General features: G+C 68.3%; 21 protein-coding genes and 1 pseudogene. 4 read left to right on the top strand and 18 right to left on the bottom strand.

Annotated elements, in window-relative coordinates; genetic code table 11:
- Positions 1–45: 45 nt before the first annotated feature.
- A complete protein-coding gene (locus ACZ0AE_RS10910) occupies positions 46–366 on the bottom strand; it encodes a putative quinol monooxygenase (protein WP_463601104.1) in 321 nt (106 codons plus the stop codon).
- Between the two features lie 215 nt (positions 367–581).
- Between ACZ0AE_RS10910 and ACZ0AE_RS10905 the strand changes: the two genes are divergently transcribed.
- On the top strand, positions 582–1,145 hold the full coding sequence (locus ACZ0AE_RS10905; RefSeq protein WP_463601103.1) for a hypothetical protein: 564 nt from the start codon (positions 582–584) through the stop codon (positions 1,143–1,145).
- A gap of 22 nt (positions 1,146–1,167) precedes the next feature.
- Here ACZ0AE_RS10905 and ACZ0AE_RS10900 read toward each other — a convergent pair whose 3' ends face one another.
- Together ACZ0AE_RS10900 and ACZ0AE_RS10895 are read right to left on the bottom strand one after the other, a co-directional pair.
- Entirely contained in the window at positions 1,168–1,479 is a 312-nt protein-coding gene (locus tag ACZ0AE_RS10900) for a LysE family transporter (protein ID WP_463601102.1), read from the bottom strand.
- Positions 1,480–1,555: 76 nt separating this feature from the next.
- Positions 1,556–2,335, bottom strand: a complete 780-nt coding sequence (locus ACZ0AE_RS10895) for a helix-turn-helix transcriptional regulator (RefSeq protein WP_463601101.1) — start codon at positions 2,333–2,335, stop codon at positions 1,556–1,558.
- 184 nt (positions 2,336–2,519) lie between these two features.
- Here ACZ0AE_RS10895 and ACZ0AE_RS10890 point away from each other — a divergent pair, with 184 nt between their 5' ends.
- Both ACZ0AE_RS10890 and ACZ0AE_RS10885 read left to right on the top strand, forming a co-directional pair.
- Entirely contained in the window at positions 2,520–2,975 is a 456-nt protein-coding gene (locus tag ACZ0AE_RS10890) for a GNAT family N-acetyltransferase (RefSeq protein ID WP_447594002.1), read from the top strand.
- Between the two features lie 284 nt (positions 2,976–3,259).
- A complete protein-coding gene (locus tag ACZ0AE_RS10885; RefSeq protein ID WP_463601100.1) occupies positions 3,260–3,628 on the top strand; it encodes a hypothetical protein in 369 nt (122 codons plus the stop codon).
- 13 nt (positions 3,629–3,641) lie between these two features.
- Here the strand turns inward: ACZ0AE_RS10885 and ACZ0AE_RS10880 are convergent, their stop codons facing one another.
- The 15 genes and pseudogenes from ACZ0AE_RS10880 to ACZ0AE_RS10810 form a co-directional block, all read right to left on the bottom strand.
- Entirely contained in the window at positions 3,642–5,003 is a 1,362-nt protein-coding gene (locus tag ACZ0AE_RS10880) for a serine hydrolase domain-containing protein (RefSeq protein ID WP_463601099.1), read from the bottom strand.
- 171 nt (positions 5,004–5,174) lie between these two features.
- Positions 5,175–5,894: a DUF2968 domain-containing protein gene (locus ACZ0AE_RS10875; RefSeq protein WP_448133816.1), complete on the bottom strand. Its 720-nt coding sequence runs from the start codon at positions 5,892–5,894 to the stop codon at positions 5,175–5,177.
- Positions 5,895–6,009: 115 nt separating this feature from the next.
- On the bottom strand, positions 6,010–7,728 hold the full coding sequence (locus ACZ0AE_RS10870) for a TadG family pilus assembly protein (RefSeq protein WP_463601098.1): 1,719 nt from the start codon (positions 7,726–7,728) through the stop codon (positions 6,010–6,012).
- A gap of 76 nt (positions 7,729–7,804) precedes the next feature.
- Positions 7,805–8,086, bottom strand: a pseudogene (locus ACZ0AE_RS10865) (TadG family pilus assembly protein); the annotation flags it as partial.
- 106 nt (positions 8,087–8,192) lie between these two features.
- A complete protein-coding gene (locus ACZ0AE_RS10860; protein ID WP_463601097.1) occupies positions 8,193–8,627 on the bottom strand; it encodes a DUF3613 domain-containing protein in 435 nt (144 codons plus the stop codon).
- On the bottom strand, positions 8,624–9,481 hold the full coding sequence (locus tag ACZ0AE_RS10855; RefSeq protein ID WP_463601096.1) for a tetratricopeptide repeat protein: 858 nt from the start codon (positions 9,479–9,481) through the stop codon (positions 8,624–8,626). Before ACZ0AE_RS10855 ends, ACZ0AE_RS10860 begins: the two co-directional genes overlap by 4 nt.
- 5 nt (positions 9,482–9,486) lie before the next feature.
- Positions 9,487–10,437 carry a type II secretion system F family protein gene (locus ACZ0AE_RS10850; protein WP_463601095.1) on the bottom strand — a complete coding sequence of 317 codons (951 nt, stop codon included), beginning with the start codon at positions 10,435–10,437 and terminating at the stop codon, positions 9,487–9,489.
- Positions 10,434–11,384: a type II secretion system F family protein gene (locus ACZ0AE_RS10845; RefSeq protein ID WP_463601094.1), complete on the bottom strand. Its 951-nt coding sequence runs from the start codon at positions 11,382–11,384 to the stop codon at positions 10,434–10,436. Before ACZ0AE_RS10845 ends, ACZ0AE_RS10850 begins: the two co-directional genes overlap by 4 nt.
- A gap of 2 nt (positions 11,385–11,386) precedes the next feature.
- Positions 11,387–12,739 (bottom strand): CpaF family protein, encoded by a 1,353-nt coding sequence (locus ACZ0AE_RS10840; protein ID WP_038688078.1) that lies wholly within the window; start codon positions 12,737–12,739, stop codon positions 11,387–11,389.
- Complete coding sequence (locus ACZ0AE_RS10835) at positions 12,724–14,010, bottom strand: fimbrial protein (protein WP_463601093.1); 1,287 nt, start codon at positions 14,008–14,010, stop codon at positions 12,724–12,726. Before ACZ0AE_RS10835 ends, ACZ0AE_RS10840 begins: the two co-directional genes overlap by 16 nt.
- 24 nt (positions 14,011–14,034) lie before the next feature.
- Positions 14,035–15,405, bottom strand: coding sequence for a type II and III secretion system protein family protein (locus ACZ0AE_RS10830; RefSeq protein WP_463601092.1), 1,371 nt, complete (start codon positions 15,403–15,405; stop codon positions 14,035–14,037).
- Positions 15,406–15,423: 18 nt separating this feature from the next.
- Entirely contained in the window at positions 15,424–16,446 is a 1,023-nt protein-coding gene (gene cpaB / locus ACZ0AE_RS10825) for a Flp pilus assembly protein CpaB (protein WP_463601091.1), read from the bottom strand.
- 31 nt (positions 16,447–16,477) lie between these two features.
- Positions 16,478–16,966 carry a TadE/TadG family type IV pilus assembly protein gene (locus tag ACZ0AE_RS10820; protein ID WP_448133808.1) on the bottom strand — a complete coding sequence of 163 codons (489 nt, stop codon included), beginning with the start codon at positions 16,964–16,966 and terminating at the stop codon, positions 16,478–16,480.
- A complete protein-coding gene (locus ACZ0AE_RS10815; protein ID WP_038688087.1) occupies positions 16,963–17,508 on the bottom strand; it encodes an A24 family peptidase in 546 nt (181 codons plus the stop codon). The genes ACZ0AE_RS10820 and ACZ0AE_RS10815 overlap by 4 nt, the downstream gene beginning before the upstream one ends.
- 104 nt (positions 17,509–17,612) lie before the next feature.
- On the bottom strand, positions 17,613–17,819 hold the full coding sequence (locus ACZ0AE_RS10810; protein ID WP_038688089.1) for a Flp family type IVb pilin: 207 nt from the start codon (positions 17,817–17,819) through the stop codon (positions 17,613–17,615).
- Between the two features lie 786 nt (positions 17,820–18,605).
- Here ACZ0AE_RS10810 and ACZ0AE_RS10805 point away from each other — a divergent pair.
- A complete protein-coding gene (locus ACZ0AE_RS10805) occupies positions 18,606–19,601 on the top strand; it encodes an AraC family transcriptional regulator (RefSeq protein WP_038692157.1) in 996 nt (331 codons plus the stop codon).
- Positions 19,602–19,827: the final 226 nt, after the last annotated feature.

Genomic DNA, 19,827 nt, shown 5'->3' with positions numbered 1-19,827 from the left:
ATGCACCACAACGGCGACCGCAGGGTCGCCGTTGTGGTGTCGGGCCTACTGCCAGCTCTGCAGCAGTTCCAGTAGCTGCGGTTCACGTGGGCGCTGCAGCAGGTCCGGCAGCAGGGCGTCGTAGGTGGCGCGGTAATCGGTGGACTGGTGGGCCAGGAAGTCCTCGACCGAGGCCTCGTCCCAGCGCTCGTACAGGGTGAACCGGGTCGGGTCGTGCGCATCGCGGTGCAGATCGCAGGACACGAACGCGGGCTCTTCGGACATGCGGTCGATCAGGCCGTGCACGGCGTCCAGCCACGTCTGCAGGTGTTCGGGCTTGACCTGCAGGCTGACGTAGAAGACGAGGGGTGATTCAACGCGGATCATGCCGGACTCCGTAACAGGGTGCCGCGGATTGTACGCGGTGCTGCCGCTCCAAAGGCAAAGAGCGCGCCATTTGTTTGTCAGGAATTCTTGGAGATCAGTGCCATTATCTGGCTTGGCGCGACATATGCATTTGATATAAGCAATGGCAATTTTGATGTGGGCTGGATAATGTCTAGTTTTGCAAACGACAGGGGCTGTAAATCAAGGAGACGGTAATGATGCGCAAGACATGGATGCTGTTGGCCGGGGTTGGCTTGGCGCTGGGCGTTCCTGCAGTTTGGGCGCAACAACAGGGTGGGCTTGAAAAGATCGTGACGGGCAGTCAATTCCATTTCGACGAGAAAGATGGGGTGGTGACGGTCACGGATTCGTCGATCAATCGTCCTGGAATATCGATAAAATCCCGATCATCGGGATACAGGATCGATGAAGACGGAGCTACAAAAACGGTGAGTCTGAAAGGTGCAGTGGAAGTCAAAACCGGAGCAGCAATCTTTACGACCGATGCTGCAACGTACTACCCGGAACTTGACACTCTGACTGCCCGGGAGTTCCGTCTCGTTGCTGGGGACAGGGTATCGGCTCAAGCTGCAATCAGCTTCACCTGTAGTGGTGGCACGTTGTATGGGGATGGCGCCGCGATTCCCGGTGGCAGATATTCCAACTGCGATGGCGGTGCTTCCATCCTCCAGGAGCGGATTGCCGCCAGCGGCTACACCATTACGTGTGGCGGCTCTGGTGGAAACCAGGTGATTCTGCGTCGAGGCTGCTTCGACTAGATTGTTTGATTGATATCTTTGACTACGATGCCGCAGCCTCTGCTGCGGCATTTGCGTTCATGACGTTTGCCTGGGCCGAGCGGTCACAAGGCCATTCGCGTATGCAGCCGGCCAAATGTATTGCGATGAACCCCGCGCTGTCAGTACGCAGCGCGGCAAGCCCTGCGAAGGCGGCGGCGATGAATACCCCGTTGCCGACTGCGATACCGATACAGGCGCCACTGGCGGTGCGCCAGCCGGCGGTGATGGCGGTGCGTGCGACCAGGAAGAAGCCCGGGTCCGGCGATAGGAGGGCGAGGAAATGCACGGTGGCGACGATCGGGAACTGCTCCATCGGATCCAGTACGGGCGGGTGACGGGGCGCCAGTGTGGCCGCGTTCAACCGGCCGGTATTGAACGAAATTGCGCGCTCAGCGCCGGTATTGACCGGGCGTGGCGGCCGTATGCGCCTTGAACATGCGCTGGAAATGGCTCTGGTCGGAAAAGCCCAGCCCGTGCGCGATGGCGGCGAGCGCGTCACCGTCGCGCAGCTGCAGGCGTGCGCGCTGGATGCGCTGGTCCATCTGCCAGGCATGCGGGGTCAGCCCGGTGGCGCGGCGGAAGGCGCGGATCAGCTGATAGCGGCTCATTCCCACCCGCCGCGCCAGGTCGTCCAGCGGCGGGGTGTGTGCCAGGTCCTGCCGCAGTTGCGTGGTTACCGGCGCAAGGCGGCGTTGCAACGCTGCTTGATCAATCGTGTCCTCGAGGGCATCCCCCTGTGCAGGGTCAAGATCACCGATGAACGCAACCAACGCGGCATCCTTGGCTTCCATGGCAGCGTTGGAGAACAGCAGCGCGTTGAGGTCGCAGAACTGGCGATAGCGCACGGGGTCATCGCAGACGTGGACCGCGTCCATACGCACCTCGTTGCCGGTGGACGCGGACATTTCGTTACGGACCGCGTGCACCCAGTGGGCATCCAGATGCAGCATCTGGTAGTTCCAGCCCTGGCCGGGCAGGGGATTGCAGGCATGCACGCGCCCGGCAGGCACCACCACCACGCAGCCCGGCTGCAGCACGCGTGGACCGTCGGCTGCACCGCTGAAGACACTGCCGCCTGCATCCACGGCACCGACCGAGAACGTGGCATGGCTGTGCGCGCGGTAACAGGCACGGCTCGCGCAGGCACGTCGGCTTTCGACGTGGGGCATGCGCGGATCTCGCCAGAATTCGGTGGTGGCAGGCACGGGATGGGCGGCGGCGGGGGGACGGGAAGCATGCCATGCGGCGCGTGCGCCTGCCGGACGCTGCCGATGCGGTCTGGCAGCTGCGGGAAGCGGGCGGGTATGCTGCCACGTTGCCATTGCCTGTGTGGCATGGACAAGGATCCTGATGATGAACGTTGTATACCGTCCTGCCGTACCGGCCGATGCCGCGGCCTGCATCGACCTGCGCGGGCGCACGCGCGAGAACGCTTTTTCTGCCGCGCAGCTGGCCGCGCTTGGCATCACCGTGGACAGCTGGGCCGCAGGCATCGCCCAAGGCGGCTTTCCGGGGCACGTGGCCGAGGCCGACGGCGGCATGGTGGGCTACTGCTTCGGCGATCGCGACAGTGGCGAGATCATCGTGCTGGCGCTGCTGCCGGCGTGGGAGGGCAAGGGCATCGGCAAGGCGCTGCTGGCGCGGACAGTGGAGGACTTCCAGGGCTGGGGTTTCCAGCGCCTGTTCCTGGGCTGCGCCGCCGACCCGGGTGTGCGCTCGCATGGGTTCTACCGGCACCTGGGGTGGCGGCCGACCGGCGAGATCGACGATCTGGGCGATGAAGTGCTGGAACTGCATCTGCGCGGGTGACCGCGACGCCGCCCGGGGACAACCGCTTCCCCGCATGCGCGTGTAGGGACACCACGCGTTGGTGAGGGCGCGCAACGTGCATCCCGGTTTGCCCGCAACGGTCGCGCGACGCTGGCGGCCGTTCCGGGAGGATGCAGATGCGAAAGGTCCGTTGTCGATCCACGTTGCGCGCCCGCTGGTGGTGGGTACTTGTCCTGTTGCCGGTGCCCGCGATGGCGGCGCCACCACCCCCGCCGGCACCCACGCCGCAGGTCCAGCAGATCCATAAATGCCGGGTTGCCGGGGTGGCCACGTTCCAGCGCCACGCCTGCGCCGACGGGCAGGCCGAGCAGGCGTGGGAGGTGGATGTTGTGCCGGCCCAGCGCCAGCATGCAGCCCGGATCGAGGCGATCCGGCGAGAACTGGAGGCACGCAAGCGCGCGCTGGAACTGCAACGCAGGCCGCGGGTCGATCCGCGTCCGCGGCGCGGCAGCAGCCCGCCACGGCGGCGGACGCGCGCGCCCCGCGACGCCCTTATCGCGCTGCATCATCAGCCGCGTGCCTGCGCCAAGGCGAAGCGCCAGCGCGAAGCTGCGTACCGGAAGGCCGGCATGGCGCGCAGTCTCGCCCTCAGCCGACGCATGGACGACGCGGTGTTCGATGCGTGCCGCTGAGCCCGCCCAGACCCTACCGGGTGGGCTGCGCCATCAGGTAGCGCGCCAGCGCATCGAAGGCGGGCAGGGTGGTGGGGTCGTTGGCGCTGTTGCCGGCCACCGGATGCGACCCGAAGCGGGCGATCACCACCTTGGCCGCGGGATCGATATACAGGGCCTGACCGTGCACGCCGCGCGCCATGTAGGCGCCGTGTGCGTTGTGACTGACCCACCACATGCCGCGATAGCTCCAGCCCGGCAGCAGGGGATAGCCGGCCTTGGCGAAGGCGCGCCTGTCACCACCGCCCCGGATGCGCGCGATGGCGGCCGCGGGTACGACCTGTTCGCCATTGCTGCGCCCGTCCTGCAACAGCAGCTGGCCCAGCCGGGCCATGTCACGCAGCCCGGCATTGAAGCCGCCGCCGGCGAACGGCGTGCCGCTGGAATCGACGGTGTAGTAGGCGTCCTGCTCGGCACCCAGGCGGGTCCAGATACGGTCGGACAGCAGCGTGGAGACCGGTTTGCCGGTACGCCGCGCGATGATCCAGCCCAGGGTGTCGGTGTTGATCGTCCTGTAGCCGAACGCCTCGCCGTGGCGCCCCTGTTTCTGCACGGTCTGCAGGTAATCGTAGTAGCTGCGTGGACCGGTGTAGCCCGGGGCAGGCGGCAGCGTACTGCCGGCGGCGGCGTACTGCCAGACTTCGGCGTCGGGGTCGGCGTAGTCTTCGCTGTAGCGCAGGGCGGTGGTCATTTCCAGCACCTGCCTGACCGTGGCATCGCCGAACGCGCTGTGCGCTAGTTCCGGAATGATCGCACCGACGGTGTCGTTCTCATCCAGCACGCCTTCGGCGACCAGCATTTCGCCGAGCAGGCCGGTGATCGATTTGGTGACGGACATCGCGCCGTGCTGGCCATCGGGCTGCAGGCAGCCGGCGTAGCGTTCGTACACCACCACGCCGTCGTGCAGCACGATGATGCCGTCGGTGTAATTGGCCTGCAGCGATTGCGCCCAGGTCATGCGGGTACGCGTGTTCAAGGGCGTGAACGGCAGCGCGTCGATCGCCGCATCCAGGCGCTGTGGCAGCGGCGCCGCTGCCCCGGGCCCGCGGCTGACGCCCACGGTGGGCATCAGCTGGCGAAAGTGGCAGGCGGTCCAACGCAGCTTGGGAAACGCGAAATAGTCGCTGTCGGTGTAGCGGATGCGCTTGGCCTCCGGCGGCGGGAAGCCCTGCATCCAGCCCAACGCGCCCGGGTCGGATGCCGCGGCGTCCAGCGGTGCTGCGCCGGCGGTGGCGCCGTGGGCGGCAGGCAGCAAGGCGAGGGCACCCAGCAGCGTGCATGCGGCGGCCAGCCGCCGTGGCGCGCGCGGGAAGTGCAACCGGGTGGGGATCGCCATGGCCGTGTCCTTGTGCGCTACGCCGTTCATAGAGGCACAGGGTACTGCACCGCGCGCGGGCACAGGCCAAGGCGCACCGGCAGCAGCAACAGGTTGGGGTGTGGCGGAAAGGCGCGGTGATGCCGCGCGTAGCGGCGGCAGGCTCCCTGCGGGGCAGGGAGCCGCGTGGCATTACGGGTTGCTGGATTCGCCCGTGGGCGCCGGTGCGATGGCCGGTGCGCTGCTTTCCGGCGTGGGCAACGACAACGCCGGATTGCCCTGCTGGGCCTGCAGCGCCTGGATGCGCTGGTTCAGCGCGTCGAGCTGGCTGTGCGTGCTGCGCAGGTCGGTGCTCAGCGTTACCGCCTGCTGCTTGGCCTGCTGGATCGAACTGCTGACCTGCAGCGACTGCTGGCGCTGCAGCTCGGCTTCCTGCTGCAGGCTGCGCAGGCGCTGTTCGTTGAAGGCCACGAGGTTTTCGGTGTAGCGCTTGCCGGCTTCCAGGCGCGTGGTGTCGATGTACACCTGGGCCAGTTCTTCGGTCTGCTGCACGAAGGTGCGGTAGACCTTTTCGGCGTTGTCGACCGAATCGGTCTTGATCACGCGCCAGAAATCCTTGTCGTGGAACAAGGCGGCGTAATACTGCAGCGTGCTGGTGTTGAACAGCAGGCTGGCGCCGTAGCTGCCGTTGTAGGTGGTGCGCAGTTCGGTCAACTGCTTGGAATCGACCAACTGGCGCAGCTCATCCACGGTGTTGCGGACCACCGGGGCGCTGCGCGCCGGCTCGGTGGCCTCGCCCTTGGGCGCGCGCGCGGCCAGTGCCTGCGGAACCAGGCCCAGCGACAGCAGCACCAGGCTGCCCACGAGCAGGCGCTGGCGGGTGGAACCCAGGGTTTTTCTCTCTTGCATCATCAGGCCGTCCACGAGTGGCGCATCGGTGAAATTTCGTCTGTGAAAATCCAGTCCCCGCCGCAGTCTAGCGTGTCCCGCTGCGCCCTGCATCCTGCAGGCGCAGGCTGCACGGCACTCAATACACCAGCTGGGCAGGGTTGCACTGCACCGCCTGCAGGTGCACGTCGGTGCGGCCCAGTTCCAGCCCCAGCACCATCGCAAGGGTCTGGGTGAGCAGCGTGCCCACGCCGTTGAGCAGGGGCTTGAGCAACCCCTCCAGCACCGGCCGCAGCAGGGTGCACAACAAGCCGCTGCAGGCCACGCTGTTGGTGCCGGGGTCGGTGACGCTGCCGCTGCCCTGATGGTTGTCGAGCATGCCGGACGGAGCGGTCTGCAGGTACGTAGCCAGGTTGCCCTTGACGCAGCTGTTGTAGGCCAGCAGCGTGCTGACCAGCCCGCTGCAACGGTTGATCACCAGCCCGCCCAGGACAGTGCCGAGCAGGCCATCCAATACCCCGAGGCCCTGGCCGGTGACCACGGCGCGATAGCCCTCCCAGGCCGAGCCGTCCTTGTAGCAGGTCTTCAGAAGAAGCAGGCCGCAGGCGTATGGCACGCCATCCTTGACCTCCCAGTCACCAAAGGCCTCGATGCCCTGCGCCGACGAACCGTTGCGCAGCAGCGCAATGGTTTTGTCGACGTCGTACAGGCCATTGCCTGGGTTGGCCGCCTTGAGGAACTGGTCGGCCAGCTGGTTGGCGGTATCGGCGTTGCCCATGCCCTTCGATGCGGGGTTGAGCATGCCGCTGAGCACGCGCAGCAGCTCCCGGACCAGGTCGTTGACCGCCGTGCCGATCTGCGCGCCGTTGATCCACGTCGAGCCGGTCTCGCCCGGTGACAGGGTCAGCGTTTCATCATGGGTGAGCGCGTTGAGCTTGATCTGGTCATTGATCAACGGCGCGCCGAGCAGGGTCAGCAGCTGTTCGTTCTGCAGGCTGGCGTCGCACACGTTGCGCGTGGAGAACTGCGTGGCGGCACCCACCTTGCCCACGCACGCGCGCAGCACCGACGACTCCACGCGGATGGTGGCGGTGGCCGGTTGCGCGGCGCATTGCAGCCCGGTCAGGGTGCCCATGGCATTGGTCACATCGGCATACACCGGCAGGTGCAGGCGGATGCCAAGCGCGGCCAGTACCTTGCCCAGGCCCAGCGACAGCTTGTTGCTGTCGATGTCCAGCTTGACCCGCACCTGCGCGTTGTAGGCGCGCGCGCCGACGCCGCCGATGGCAATCGACGGGGGCTCGATGATGGCCGTCTGCGCCTGGACCAGGCCGAGAATGCTGAGGTTGTTGACCGCCACGCCGCGGCCCCCGTTGGCGATGCTGATACTGGTGGTGATCAGGTCCAGCGCGTTGACCTCGGCCTGCAGCGCCGCCGAGGCGGGGCCGTCGGGGGCGACGATGCTGCCGAACAGGCCGCTGCCGGCCGCGTTGCTGCCCAGCTGCAGGTTGAGCTGGTTGATATCGAGCTTGGCGGCCAGTGCGTCCTTGAGTGCGCGCATATCCACATGGGCCACACCGCTCTGGCTGAGCACGCTGGCGGTGGCATCCAGCAACTGCCCCAGCGACACCTTGTGCGCGGCCAGCAGGGCGTTGAAATCGCCGACGCTGATGTTGGCGTCCACCGGAATGCCCAGCGCCCTGAGCAGGCCGCCCGGGGTGATCTTGGCCTGGGCCAGGCCGTCGTAGCCGAGCAGGGTGGTCTGGTCGAGGTCCACCCCGACCAGTTTCAGCACACCGCCGAGCGGCGTGTTGCCGTTCACCCGCAGCAGCTGCGAGCCCACGCTGAACACCGCCAAGGGCGGCGCGCGTGCTGGCCACGGCCTGTGCGCGTACCTGTGGCAACCCGTGGGTCTGGCCGAAGAACGGCAGGACCGGGCGTTCGGCGATGACCTTGACCGCGTTGACCGGCGCCGGGGCGGTGCCGATGAAATGGTCGGTGCTGGCGTGGGTGGGGTTCCACACGCCACAGCTGACCTGCAGCGTGCCGGGGAAACGGTTGGCGGTCAGTGCGTTGCTGCGCGCGGCGGCGTTGTCGGCCCGGTTGGCCGTGCACAGATCCAGCCGCTGTGCACCGGCCAGCGCGGACAGGTCGGCGATCTTCTGCACATCGCGCTTGGCCCAGTACAGGTAGCCGATCTCCACCAGGCCGAGCATCGTGACCAGGCCCAGCATCACCAGCATCATCGTCACCGACATGCCGCCGCGTTGGCGGCGCGCCGGTGGCAGGACAGTGCAAGGCGGTCGCGACCGGTTCATGGGATCACTCTCCGTTGCCGGGACCAGTGACTTGCTTGCGTACGCTGGTGTCGAGGAATTCGGGGATCGGGTGGGTGAAGCTTTCCAGGTAGCGCGCGTAGCTGAGCGAGGCCTGGTCGCCGAGGATGGGCAGGCGTGGGCCGGCGCTGGCGCCACTGGCCTGCAGCTGCAGCAGGGCGCGGGTGGTGTCGCCGATCTGCGGGCGCGAGGGAAGCAGCGTGGCCAATGGCGCGCTGGCGGGCAACGGCGGCAGCACCTGCCGCGATGCCGGTAGCGGCGGCGCGGCGGGGCTAGGCATCGGCGCTGCAGGCGCAGCGGTCGGCGGGGCGTCGCCGAGCATCTGCCCGGTCAGGGGCCGCTGCTGGGCCATCGCCCCGGCGCAGGCGAGCAGGGCGGCGGCGAGCAGCGTGGTGCGCACCGCGCAGGGAAGGGGCGTCATGGCGTGCTCTCGTTGGCGTGGTGGGTGGCGCCGAAGCGTTCCAGCATCGACGGGGCCAGGCGCGCATCGGCGCGCGTCGCCCGGGGTATGCCCGTGTTCGCCGGTGCGTGGCTGGCCGGGGTTTCAGCGGCAAGCAGGGCCGCCGGCGGCAGCGGGGTGGCGCGCGCGACGGGCGGCTGCCGCAGCTGCTGCGCCAGCCGTTGTACTTCCTGGCGCGCGGTGTCGGGCAGCGCGGCGCTGCGCATGATCTGCTCGGCCATGGCCGGGTCATTGCGCAACAGCGCCCAGACCGCCAGGTTGGCGTTGGCCTTGACGCTGCCCGGCGCCAGTTCGGCCGCCTTGGCCAAGGGCTCGCGTGCCGGTTCAAGCGCGCCAGCGCGCAGCCGGGCGAAACCGAGATCGCCCAGATAGTCGGTGTTCAGCGGTTGCAGCTGCACGGCGCGGGCCAGGCTGGCCTCGGCCTGCGTGGCATCGCCGGCCCGTGCGGCGATCAGGCCCAGACCGTGCCAGGCGGCCGCGCCCTGCGGGCCGCTGGCCAGGCTGGTGTAGAGCGCACGCGCGGCGTCGGTCTGCTGGGTTTCGCGCAGCGCGTCGGCCTGCAGCAGGCGCAGCGCAGGGCTGTCGCCGTAGCGCAGGCGGTAAGCCTCCACATGCGCCAGCGAGGCGTAGTACGCGCCTTGGCGCTGCATCTGCCCGATCAGGTCCAGGTACATGCGCTTGTCGTCCTGGGGCGGCGTGTCCAGCGGCGCCAGGCTGAGCGGGTCGGGCTTGTAGGCGTTGCGCGCGGACCCGCAGGCGGTGCACACCGCCACGGTGATGAGCAGTACGGCGCAGTGGCGGAATTGGATCGGCATGGTGGTCACCCCAGACGGTTCACGGCATTGGCCAGGGCGATGATCGCCGGGCCCGACAACACCAGCATCAGCGCTGGCAACAACGTCAGCATCATCACGATGGTCATCTTCACCGAGAGCTTGCCCACCTTTTCCTTGAGCGCGGAACGGCGCTGTTCGCGCAGGCGCACGCTGAACTGCCGCAGCGGCTCCTGCACCGCGCCGCCGTGCTCGTGTACCTGCAGCATCAGCTGCACCAGGCTGCGCAGGTCTTCGTCGCCGAAGGACTCGGCCAGGCGGCGCAGCGACTGCTGGCGGCTGCGCCCGTGCATGTAGGCGATGTTGGCCTGCTGGATTTCACGTCCCAGCACCGGAATCGCGCTGCGCAGCTTGTCGCCCAGCGTCTGCAGGCTCTGGTCCATGCTGAAGCCCACGCCCTGCAGCAGACGCAGCAGGTCGATGAGCAGCGGCAGCTCGGCCGATACCCGCCGGCGCAACCGCGTGGCCCAGGCGCGCAGCGCGAACTTCGGCAGCAGCACGCCGGCGCCGAGCGCGGCCCCCATCACCACCACCCGGCTCAGCCCGTCGCCGTCGTAGAACATCGCGGCCAGCAGCAGGCCGGCCAGCGCGATCAGCAGGCGCAGGGCCAGGAACGTGGCGGTGCCGACCCGCGTGTGCCACCCGGCCTGGTCGAGCAGCAGGCGGTCTTCCGGGGCCAGCAGCGCCGCTTCAATCCGGCCGCCGTTGAAGCGCTCGCCCAGCGTGGCCAGCCAGGCCCAGCCGCGCGGCGCGGCGGCCACCGGTGGTGGCGTGCCCGATTCGGCCGGCGCGCGCGGCTCGCGGCTGCGCAGCGCGCCCTGCAGGGTGGCAGCGGTGCGCTGCTGCTGGCCGCTGAGCCAGAGCCCGGCAATGCCCAGCAGGCCCACGCCCAGAGCGAGCAGCAGCAAGGCTACGATGAGCAGGGTGCTGGCGCTCATAGCGAGCGCGCCAGGCGATACAGCAGGAAGCCGCCGATCAGTTCCATCACCAGCGCCGCGCCGAGGATGCGGTGGCCCAGCGGCACCTCCAGCACCGGTGCGAAGAAGTCCGGACTGGCAATGGCCATCAGCAGGGCCGACAGCGGCGGCAGCAGGCCGAGCACCCACGCCGACATGCGTGTTTCGGACGTGGTGGCCATCAGTTCCTGGCGGGCCTGATCGACATCGCGCATGAAATCGCTCATGCGCTGCAGAATCTGGTCCGAGCGTCCGCCGATGCGGATGCTGACCCCCAGCACCACGGCCAGAACGTCCAGCACGTCAAGCCGGTAGGGCTGCGCGGCCTGGCTCAGGGCGCGGTCCAGGTCGAGCCCGCTGCGGGTGCCCGACAGCGTGTCATCGAGCAGCCCGCGCAGCGGCATCGGCACCTGCTGGCTGGCGGTCTGGAAGGACATCTGCAGGCTGTTGCCGAGCGCGGTCAAGCGCACCAGGTTGTCCAGGAAGTCGGGAAGCTGGCGCAGCAGGCGGCGCTGCAGGCCCAGGATGCGCCGTGAGATCCACAGCCCCAGCAGCAAGGCGCACAGCCCCAGGGTGATCGGCCATATCCACGCGGTGCCGATGCGCGCCGCCGCGGCCCAGCCCAGCAGCGTCGCCCCCAGCAGCCACAGGATCGGCAGACGCCAGCCGGTGCGCAGCGCGGCGCGTTGCAGCAGTGCATCCCACGGCAGGCCACCGGCGCGGCGGGTGCCGGTGGGCAGTGCGGCCGGTGCCGCGGGCCGCGCCGGCATGCCGGCCAGTTGCGGCGTGGCCGGGGTGGCGGCCAGCCGTTGTTCGGTGTGCTGCAGCGAGGCGCGCAGGCGTTCGCGCCGGGCCGCGCCCATCCACAGCTCGATGGCCACGGCCACCAGCACCAGGATCGCACTGCACAGCAGCAGCACCGTGGTCATGCTCAGTAGCCTCCGTCCAGTGCCTCGCGCAGCTGCCGCCGGAACGGTTCGAGCTTGTGCGAATGCGGGTGGAAGCCGAGCCCGATCCAGCGGTCGATCTCCTTGCCGTCGGCATCGATCTGGATTTCGTGGCGGAACATTTCCTGGGTGCTGATCAGGTTGTCGCTGACCCCGGTGATTTCCGTGATGGACACCAGCACGCGGCGGCCACTGCCAAGGCGCGAGATCTGCACGATGAAGTCGATCGCGCTGGCGATCTGCCGGCGCAGGCTGTCTTCGCTGCCCTGGAAGCCGGCGAAGCCGGCCAGCATCTCGATCCGGTACAGGCAGTCACGCGGCGAGTTGGCGTGGATGGTGGCCATCGAGCCGTCGTGGCCGGTGTTCATGGCCTGCAGCATTTCCAGCACTTCGGCGCCGCGCACCTCGCCCACGACGATGCGGTCCGGACGCATGCGCAGGCTGTTGCGCACCAGGTCGCGGATGCTCACCGCGCCCTGACCGTCGGCGCCGCCGATGCGGCTTTCCAGACGCACCACGTGCGGGTGGTTGAGCGAAAGCTCGGCGGTGTCTTCCACGGTGATGACGCGTTCGTCGGCCGGAATGTAGCTGGCCAGCGCATTGAGCAGCGAGGTCTTGCCCGAACTGGTGCCGCCGGAGACCAGGATGTTGCAGCGGCCCAGTACCAGGGCATGCAGCAGCGCCTGCATGGGGCGGTCGAAGGTGCCCATGCGCAGCAGTTCGTCGGGGGTGAACGGGTCCTTGCGGAACTTGCGGATGGACACCATGGGACCATCCACCGCCAGCGGGGAGATGATCGCGTTGAGGCGCCCGCCGTTGGGCAGGCGCGCATCCACCATCGGGTTGGACTCGTCCAGCCGGCGCCCCAGCGGTGCCAGGATCCGGCGCAGGATCCGCAGCAGGTGGCTGTCGTCGCTGAAGCGCTGTGGCGCGCGCAGCAGGCGGCCACCCTGGGACACGTGGATGTCCTTGTAGCCGTTGATCAGGATGTCTTCGATGCTGGGATCGTGCAGCAGGTCGTCGAGCGGGCCGAACCCGGTCAGCTCCTTGACCAGCGCCGCAGCCACCACCTCCATTTCCGATTCGTTGACCGGGATGCGCCACTCCTGCACGAAGATGGCGGTCTGGGTGTGCACGTAGCGCGCCACCGTGTCCGGCGCCCAGGCATCGATGTCGATGCGTTCGTCTTCGATGCTGTTGAGCAGGTGCTCATGGGCGGCGACCAGTACCTTCTGGTACTCGTCGGACTGGGCAAACGGGGTGACCACGGCATCGGCCATGGTGCCGGCGTCGGCACGGGCATGCGGCGGCGCGAACGGCATCACTTTGTCTTCCATGGGAGACCACTCAGGCGGAGGACGAGTTTTTCCCGCCAGCCACGCGGCAGGACGCCGGCGAGTGCCGGGTCCAGTCGCGCCAGCAGCGGGGTGAGGGCACGCAGGTACGGGTCGCGCGGGGCATCCTGCAGCAACAGGTGGCCGTGGTTGGCACTGGCGCGCAGGCGGTTGCAGTCGGGCAGGGTGGCCAGCAGTGGCAGGCTGAAGCGCTCGGCGATCTGCTGGGGCGCCAGGCCACCGGCTTCGTCGTGCCGGTTGATCACCAGCTGCAGGCGACTGTCGCGCACGCCCAGTGCCTCCAGCTGTTTCAAGGCCAGGTCCAGCGACACCAGCGTGCCGATGGCCTGGTCGGCCACCAGCCAGATTTCATCGGCGCTGTTGAGCAGCGAGCGCGGGATCTGCCGCACGGGCGCACCACCGACGTCGCACAACACGCTTTCGAACACGCCGCGCAGGCGCTGCACCAGCACGGCCGGGTCGGCGATGGGGCCGGCTTCGCTGCCGGCCGGCTGGCCGAGCATGGCCAGGCCACCGGGGTGGCGGGTCATGGCGGTGCGGACGAAGGTGGCATCGATGCGGGTGGCGTTGCGCAGCGCATCGTTGTAGTGGAACTGGCTGTCCAGGTTGAGATACAGCGCGGCGTCGCCGGCCGGCAGGCCGAGGTCGAGCAGCAGCAGGCTGTTGTCGGGCGGGGCCGGGTCCGCGTTCGCGGTGGGCGGGGCCACCGGATGGCCCAGCTGCTGGGCCAGCACGCCCACGTGCGCGGCCAGGGTGCTGCTGCCCACGCCGGCGCGGACGCCCAGCACCAGCACCAGGCGCGCCTTGCGGGCTGTCTCGGGCGCCACGCTGCGCACGCCGGGGGTGCTGCCGGCGCGGCGCAGCACCGCGTCGATGTCCGCGGTGGAGGCGTCCAGGTCGAGGATGTCGCGGATGCCGGCGCGCAGCGCCGCCACGACGCCATCGAGTTGATCGTTGGCGGTGGAGCCGACTGCCACCAGCGGCAGGTCGGGCAGGGCGCGCTGCAGGTGGCGGGTCAGGTCGGTGGTGGCGCTGGCCTGCTCGTGCCGGAAGTCGAGCAGCACCACGCAGGCACCGGTGCGGCGGTGCACGTCCAGCGATGTGATCGACTCGCGGCTGTCCTCCCAGTGCACGCGGGTGCCGGCCGGCAGCTTGGCGCCGAGCACGTCCAGCAGGCTGCGGTCAGGCGCGACCAGTACCAGGCTCACCGGCGGCGCCATCGGTTGCAGCAGGTGGAGGGTGGCGGTAGACATGCGGGCTGGGCTCCTGGCATCGGGTCAGCGCGAGAAGCCGGGGAGCTGGTCCGACGAGGCCGGGCTGAGCAGCCACGCGCCCCAGACCGGCAGGTTGGGCTTGACCTCGCGGTCGCCCGGCAGCGGCACCACCGTGTTGCGGGCCAGCGGCTGCACCAGCCGTGGAGTGACGATGATCACCAGTTCCTTTTCCTCGCGCTTGTAGTTGAGGCTCCGGAAGAACGCACCGATGATCGGCAGGTCGCCCAGCAGCGGAATCTTGTCGACGCTGGAGCTGACCGTGTTGCTGACCAGCCCGCCGATGATGAAGGTTTCGCCATCGCCCAGCTCCACCGTGGTATCGGCGCGACGGGTGGTGATCGACGGGATCTGCACGCCGTTGTAGGAGATGCCCGCGGCGTAGTTCAGATCGCTGGCTTCGGGGGCCACCTTGAGCGCGATGCGGTCGGGGCCGAGCACGGTCGGGGTGACCGTCAGGCCGATACCGAACGGCTTGAAGGTGACCGTGGTGGTGCCCAGCCCCTGCGGCTCCAGGATCGGCAGTTCGCCGCCGGCCAGGAAGCTGGCGCTCTGCCCGGACAGGGCCACCAGGGTGGGCTCGGCCAGCACGCGGGCCATGCCGTTGTTCTGCAGCAGGTCGATGTTGGCGTCCCAGCCATGGGTGAGCGACTTGAACACCAGGCCGAACGCGGACGACAACGGATTGGTGATCACCACATTGTCCGGGCCGGTGCCCGGGTCGGTGGCCGGCGGTACGCCCGGCAGCGTGCCACCCGGGCGGGTGATGCCGTAGAAGAAGCCGTTGCTGCCGCTGAAATTCTTGTTGGCAAAGCTCATGCCGATCTGGCGCAGCACCGACTTGTTGAACTCCACCACCTTCACGTCCACCTGCACCACACCGCCGCTGGCGATGGTGGACACATCGGCGAGTTGACCCTCTTTGCCCAGGGCCATGGTCGCCGCCTTGCGGCTCTGCTCATGGTCCAACAGGCCTGCCGCACTCCCTTGCAGCAGGCCCTGGCCATCCTGCAGCGTGAGCTGCAGGTCCCCCGACGGTGGCAGCGCCCCCTGGATTGCGCTGCGCACTTCGATCTGCATCCGCTGCGGCTCGCTCTGCTGGCGCCGCCACAGCAACAACGTGGTGGTCCCCGGCGCCTTGCCCACCAGCAGCGCCTGGCGCGGTCCCCGCAGCATCACCACATCGGCGACCCCCGGATCGGCGATGGCGACCCGGTCCAGGTCGGCCGGCAACGTCCACGGGCGCTGTTCGCGCGTCTGCAGCACCACATCGGCGTTGGCCATGCCCACCACCGGGCAGATGCCCAGCACCAGCAACAGCAGCAGGCGGGTCGGCCAGTGGCGGGAACGGTGCAGGCGGGCAGGGCGTTGGGTCATGGAAAGTCTCGGCATGGCTCAACGCGAGCCGCTGTGGGAGGAAACATCGCCGCGGATGATTTCGACACCGCGGTCCAGGCGCGGTGCCTGGCGCGGCGCACTTGCGCGTACCGGTGCGGGCGCCCGGGCCGGGCTGCGGGTGCTGCGGCCGGCCAGTGCGTCGCTGTCGATGCCGGCGTAGGCGTCGTTTTCGGGAGACTGCAGCGCGAGCCGCTGTTCCGGGCTCAGCTCGCGCCGTGCATCCAGCACGCCGCCGGGCTGGGCGAACAATTCCTGGTCGGGTTGGCCTACATCGGCCGGGTTGCGCAGCGCCAGGAACAGGCGGCCCTGCTGCGCGCCCAACAACAGGCGGTTGGCCTCGGCGACCGGCACCGCCAGCACCGCGCTGCGCACCGGTGCGCTGGTGCTGGTGCTGCTGGTGGACGATGCGCTGCCCTGGATGTCCTGCGCGCGGGCGTCGGTGCCGGCCTCGCCGGCGGTGTCGGTGGGCGCGGCCTGGCCCGGTGCGGTGTCTGCGGCGCCGTAGCTGAGCACCCGCATCCGCGACAACAACAGGCGTGCCTGCGCCTGGCCCTCGGTGCCCATGCCCTGCGGCGCGCGCAGGTTGAGGAACACGTCGACGTAATCGCCCGGCAGGATCCGGTTGCCTGCGGCCACCAGCTCATCCACCGGCACGGCAAGGGCGCGCTCGCCCGGATTGAGCCGCAGCGCGTAGCCGCGTGCCATCAGCGCGCTGTTGAGTGCGGTACCTGCGGCGATGGTGTGCACGGGCACGGCGCCGGTGGCCTCGGCGATGCTGGCGTACCCGCCCTGCGGTGCCTGCGGCGCGCTGCCGATGCGCAGGTCGGCGGCGCTGATGGGTCGGCCCGCAGGCAGCTCGCCCGCCGCTTCCACCACCGGCCACTGTTGCGGCTGGCCAGCCACCTGCGGCGCGGCCACCACGGTGGGCGCGGCACGCCGACTGACAAGGAAGGCCACCACCGCCAGCAGCAGGGCCAGCGCGATCAGTGCCACGGCGGCAATGCGGGTCAGCTTGAGCATGCAACAGCCTCCACGGCGTCGGTGCGGCGCATCACGGTGTACCCAGGTCGAGCTGGGCCACGGCGGTGCTGCGGATGGGTTCGGTGATCAGCCAGCCATACACCCTGCCGGTCCCGGGCAGGAATGGCTTGCTGCGGTAGTCATAGCTGACCGACACCTGCATGCACTGCGCGCTGGCCAGGCCCGCGCACGGCGCAGGCGCACTGACCACGATCGGCGGCGCGCCAGCGGTGCTGCAGTTGGCCTGTTGCCCGGCGAAGTTCAACAGCCATTGCATCGAGCGTTGCGCCGCCTGGCAGGCGGCCACACGGCGTTCATTGGGGCTGGCATAGCGCAGCGAGGCGCGCGCGCCTTCGGCCGATGCCAGGGAAAGGGTCTGCTGGGCGGCCATGATCATCACCCCGGTGTAGGTCAACAGCAGCAGCGGGACCACGCCCAGGATCAGCATGAACGCAAATTCGAGCGTCACCACGCCACGTTGCGGTGAGCGTTGGCGATGCAACCGTGCGTACGCGGTCATGACGATGCTCCATAGGTGCCGTAGGCAATGAAACCCACGGTGGCAAAGGCCAGGTACGCGGCATAGGGAATGCCGGCGCGCCCCTGGCGCGATGCGTGGATCTGGCGCACGAACGGCCGTGCCTGCCACTGCGCCTGTGCACGTGCATGCAGCCATTGCATGCGCAGCGGCAGCGTGGTGCGCAGGCCGGGCGCCAGCAGTACGCAGCCCGCGTGCGCGCCGGCCAGCAGGCTGCTCACCACCCAGATCGGCAGCAGGGCCGGCATCCCCAGCAGCAGGCCCAGCACCGCGAAGTACTTCACGTCCCCGGCACCCATCCAGCCCAGCGCATAGAACGGCAGCAGGGCTGCCAGTCCGACCACTGCGCCGGCCAGATGCATGCCGGGAAACGGTGCCCCGCGCACCGCCCACATCCACAGCAACCCGCCCAGGCCAGCCACGCCCACGCACAGCAACCAGCGATTGGACACGCGCCGGGCGTACAGGTCGCTGATGGCGACCTGTGCACTCAACAACACAGCCAGTACGGGCAGCAGTGACATCCGAGGGCTCCTCCATGGCGCATCGAACACGGGGTGCGGGGCACACCGTTGGCGTCGCCGCAGGCGCGGGCCTGCGGTCGTCCATTGACCGGGTGAAGCGAAGGTCAGCCGGTGCCGGGGGTGGTCGGGGCGCTGCCGCCGGCGCTGTCCACCAGCGTCTTGAGCTTGGTGAACAGCGTAGTGAACATCTCGTTGAGGCCGGTGCGCGCGGCAACCACGAGGACGCCGGCGATCACGGCGGCGAGAATGCCGTACTCGAGCGCGGTGACACCATCTTCTTCAGCGAGAAACGTGCGGATTGAGGCTTTCATGACGGTCTACTCCCTGTTCCGTTCAATCGATTGGACTGCCTGCATGTGGATGGTGCGTCCCGGCTCCGCCGGGTCCATCCCGTAATCTGCGCGATCCCTGCGCAGGGGGCGGCTGCCGAAGCAGCCGCCGGCCTACCTGGATGCGTCCAGGGCGGCCGGGTTCGGATGGCGGGGAGCAGGCGGCAACGACAGGCGCGGCGTGATCGCCTGCGCATGCGGGGAAGAGAACAGCCACGTAGCAATGAGCGTCTGCATAGAGATCCCCCTGTCGTACATTCCCGGTTTCCGCCACGGAGCTGCCGGGTGATGCCTGCCGCAATGATCGGCGCCAACAAAGTCCTTCAATACACATAAACGGCAGGCCTGGTTCGAACTTGAGTGCCTGCACTTTCACCCGTTATTCAAGCCGGGTGTTTGACAACCATTTAATGTTTATAAAGTGAAAGGGATGTGTTTATAGGGTGAAGCGCAGGTGATGACGGTTTTTTGACGCATTCCGCGCTCAATGGCAGGCGTTTGCGGGCGTTGCGCGCGCATGCCGATGCAATTGCCGGCGACGGGTTTACCGCGCGCCCAGTTCATGCATACTTGCCGAAAATGCGCATCGATAATACGGCGGTAATCCGATCCGGTCGCGCAGATAAACTGTTCATGTAGTCGTTGTGTCTGCGCAATTGCGCGGGCCGGAAAGTTCAGACGCTATGTGGCGTTGATTGGCGGCAACAGGAAGAAGCACGGGCAGCGGCGATGGCTGCCCGCATCCAGGCCAACGGGGGCATCACTGTCATGGTTGATGGTGCAGTGGACGGCAATGCAGGCGAGCACGGCGCGCTTCGGTCGCATGACCTGGCCACGCTGAGCGCGGTGCTGCGCGTCTGCGACCTGGAAACCGTGCTGCTGGATGGCAATGGCCCACGGGCGGCACTGCACTCGCGCGTGCACGACGAAGCGTTGTTCCTTGCCGCGCACTGTGGCTTCCACTTCCGCGGCCGCTTCATGCTGCCGCAGGACTGGTGCCTGCTTGGGTTCATCCACGCTACCGACGAGGCACAGAGCTGGTGCCACGGCATTCCACTCAGTGCCGGCATGGTGGTGACCGTGCTGCCGGAAGGCATCAGCGAGTTCACCTTGAGCGCGGGCACGCGCCTGAGCCTGCTGCTGGCGCCGATGCAGCGCGTGCAGCGCAAGTTGACCGCACTGAGCCTGCGCAGCACGCTGCCGTCCGGCCAGGCGTTGTCGCTGTTCAATCCCGACGTCTCGCGCGCCGGCTCCAGCCTGGTCGAACGCTACACGGGGCTGCACGCCACGCTTGCCGACCCCGGCGCGGCACTGGCCGCAGACGCGGTCGAATCGCTGCTGCACGACCACATACAGGCCTTGCTGGGGGCGGGTAATGAAGATCGCCCGTCCAACAGCCGGGCCCGGCGCGCGCACTACCTGATCGCGCAGCGTGCGGAAAATTTCATGCGGCTCAATCTGCGTCGCTATATCTACATGCATGAAATCTGCGACGCGGCCGGGGTCAGCGAGCGCGCACTGCGCTATGCGTTTGAAGACCTGTTTGGCACCTCGCCGAACCGGTACCTGTCGATGCTGCGGCTGTGCGCGGCATGCCGTGGGCTGTCCATGGCCGATTCCAGCCGCAAGTCGGTCAAGGCGGTGGCGTTGAGCTGCGGCCTGTGGGATCTGTCCCGTTTTGCCGACAATTATCGTCGGGTATTCGGTGAGCTGCCGCGCGACACCCTGATGCGTGCGCCGGCGCAGATCGGCAGCCCGGCCTGACCACGGCGGCCATCGCCGCCTCCTGCACCCCCCCACCGCAATGCACGTTTCCGGCAATCTGCCGGAATTGCGCATGCCACTGCCGGTTTTCGTTCTTGTCTTGCCGGAACGCACGCAGGTGCTGCCGGAATGAAGTGCCCCAGCGACGACGTGGCGACTGTAATGACATCCAAGTGCCAACAGGCATGGATGCAGTCCACATCGTTCGTACACGGGGGAATACCTG

The organism is Stenotrophomonas sp. AC248 (genome assembly GCF_979258185.1).
Note: the sequence above shows the minus strand (reverse complement) of the source record. Positions and strands in the feature narration are given on the sequence as shown.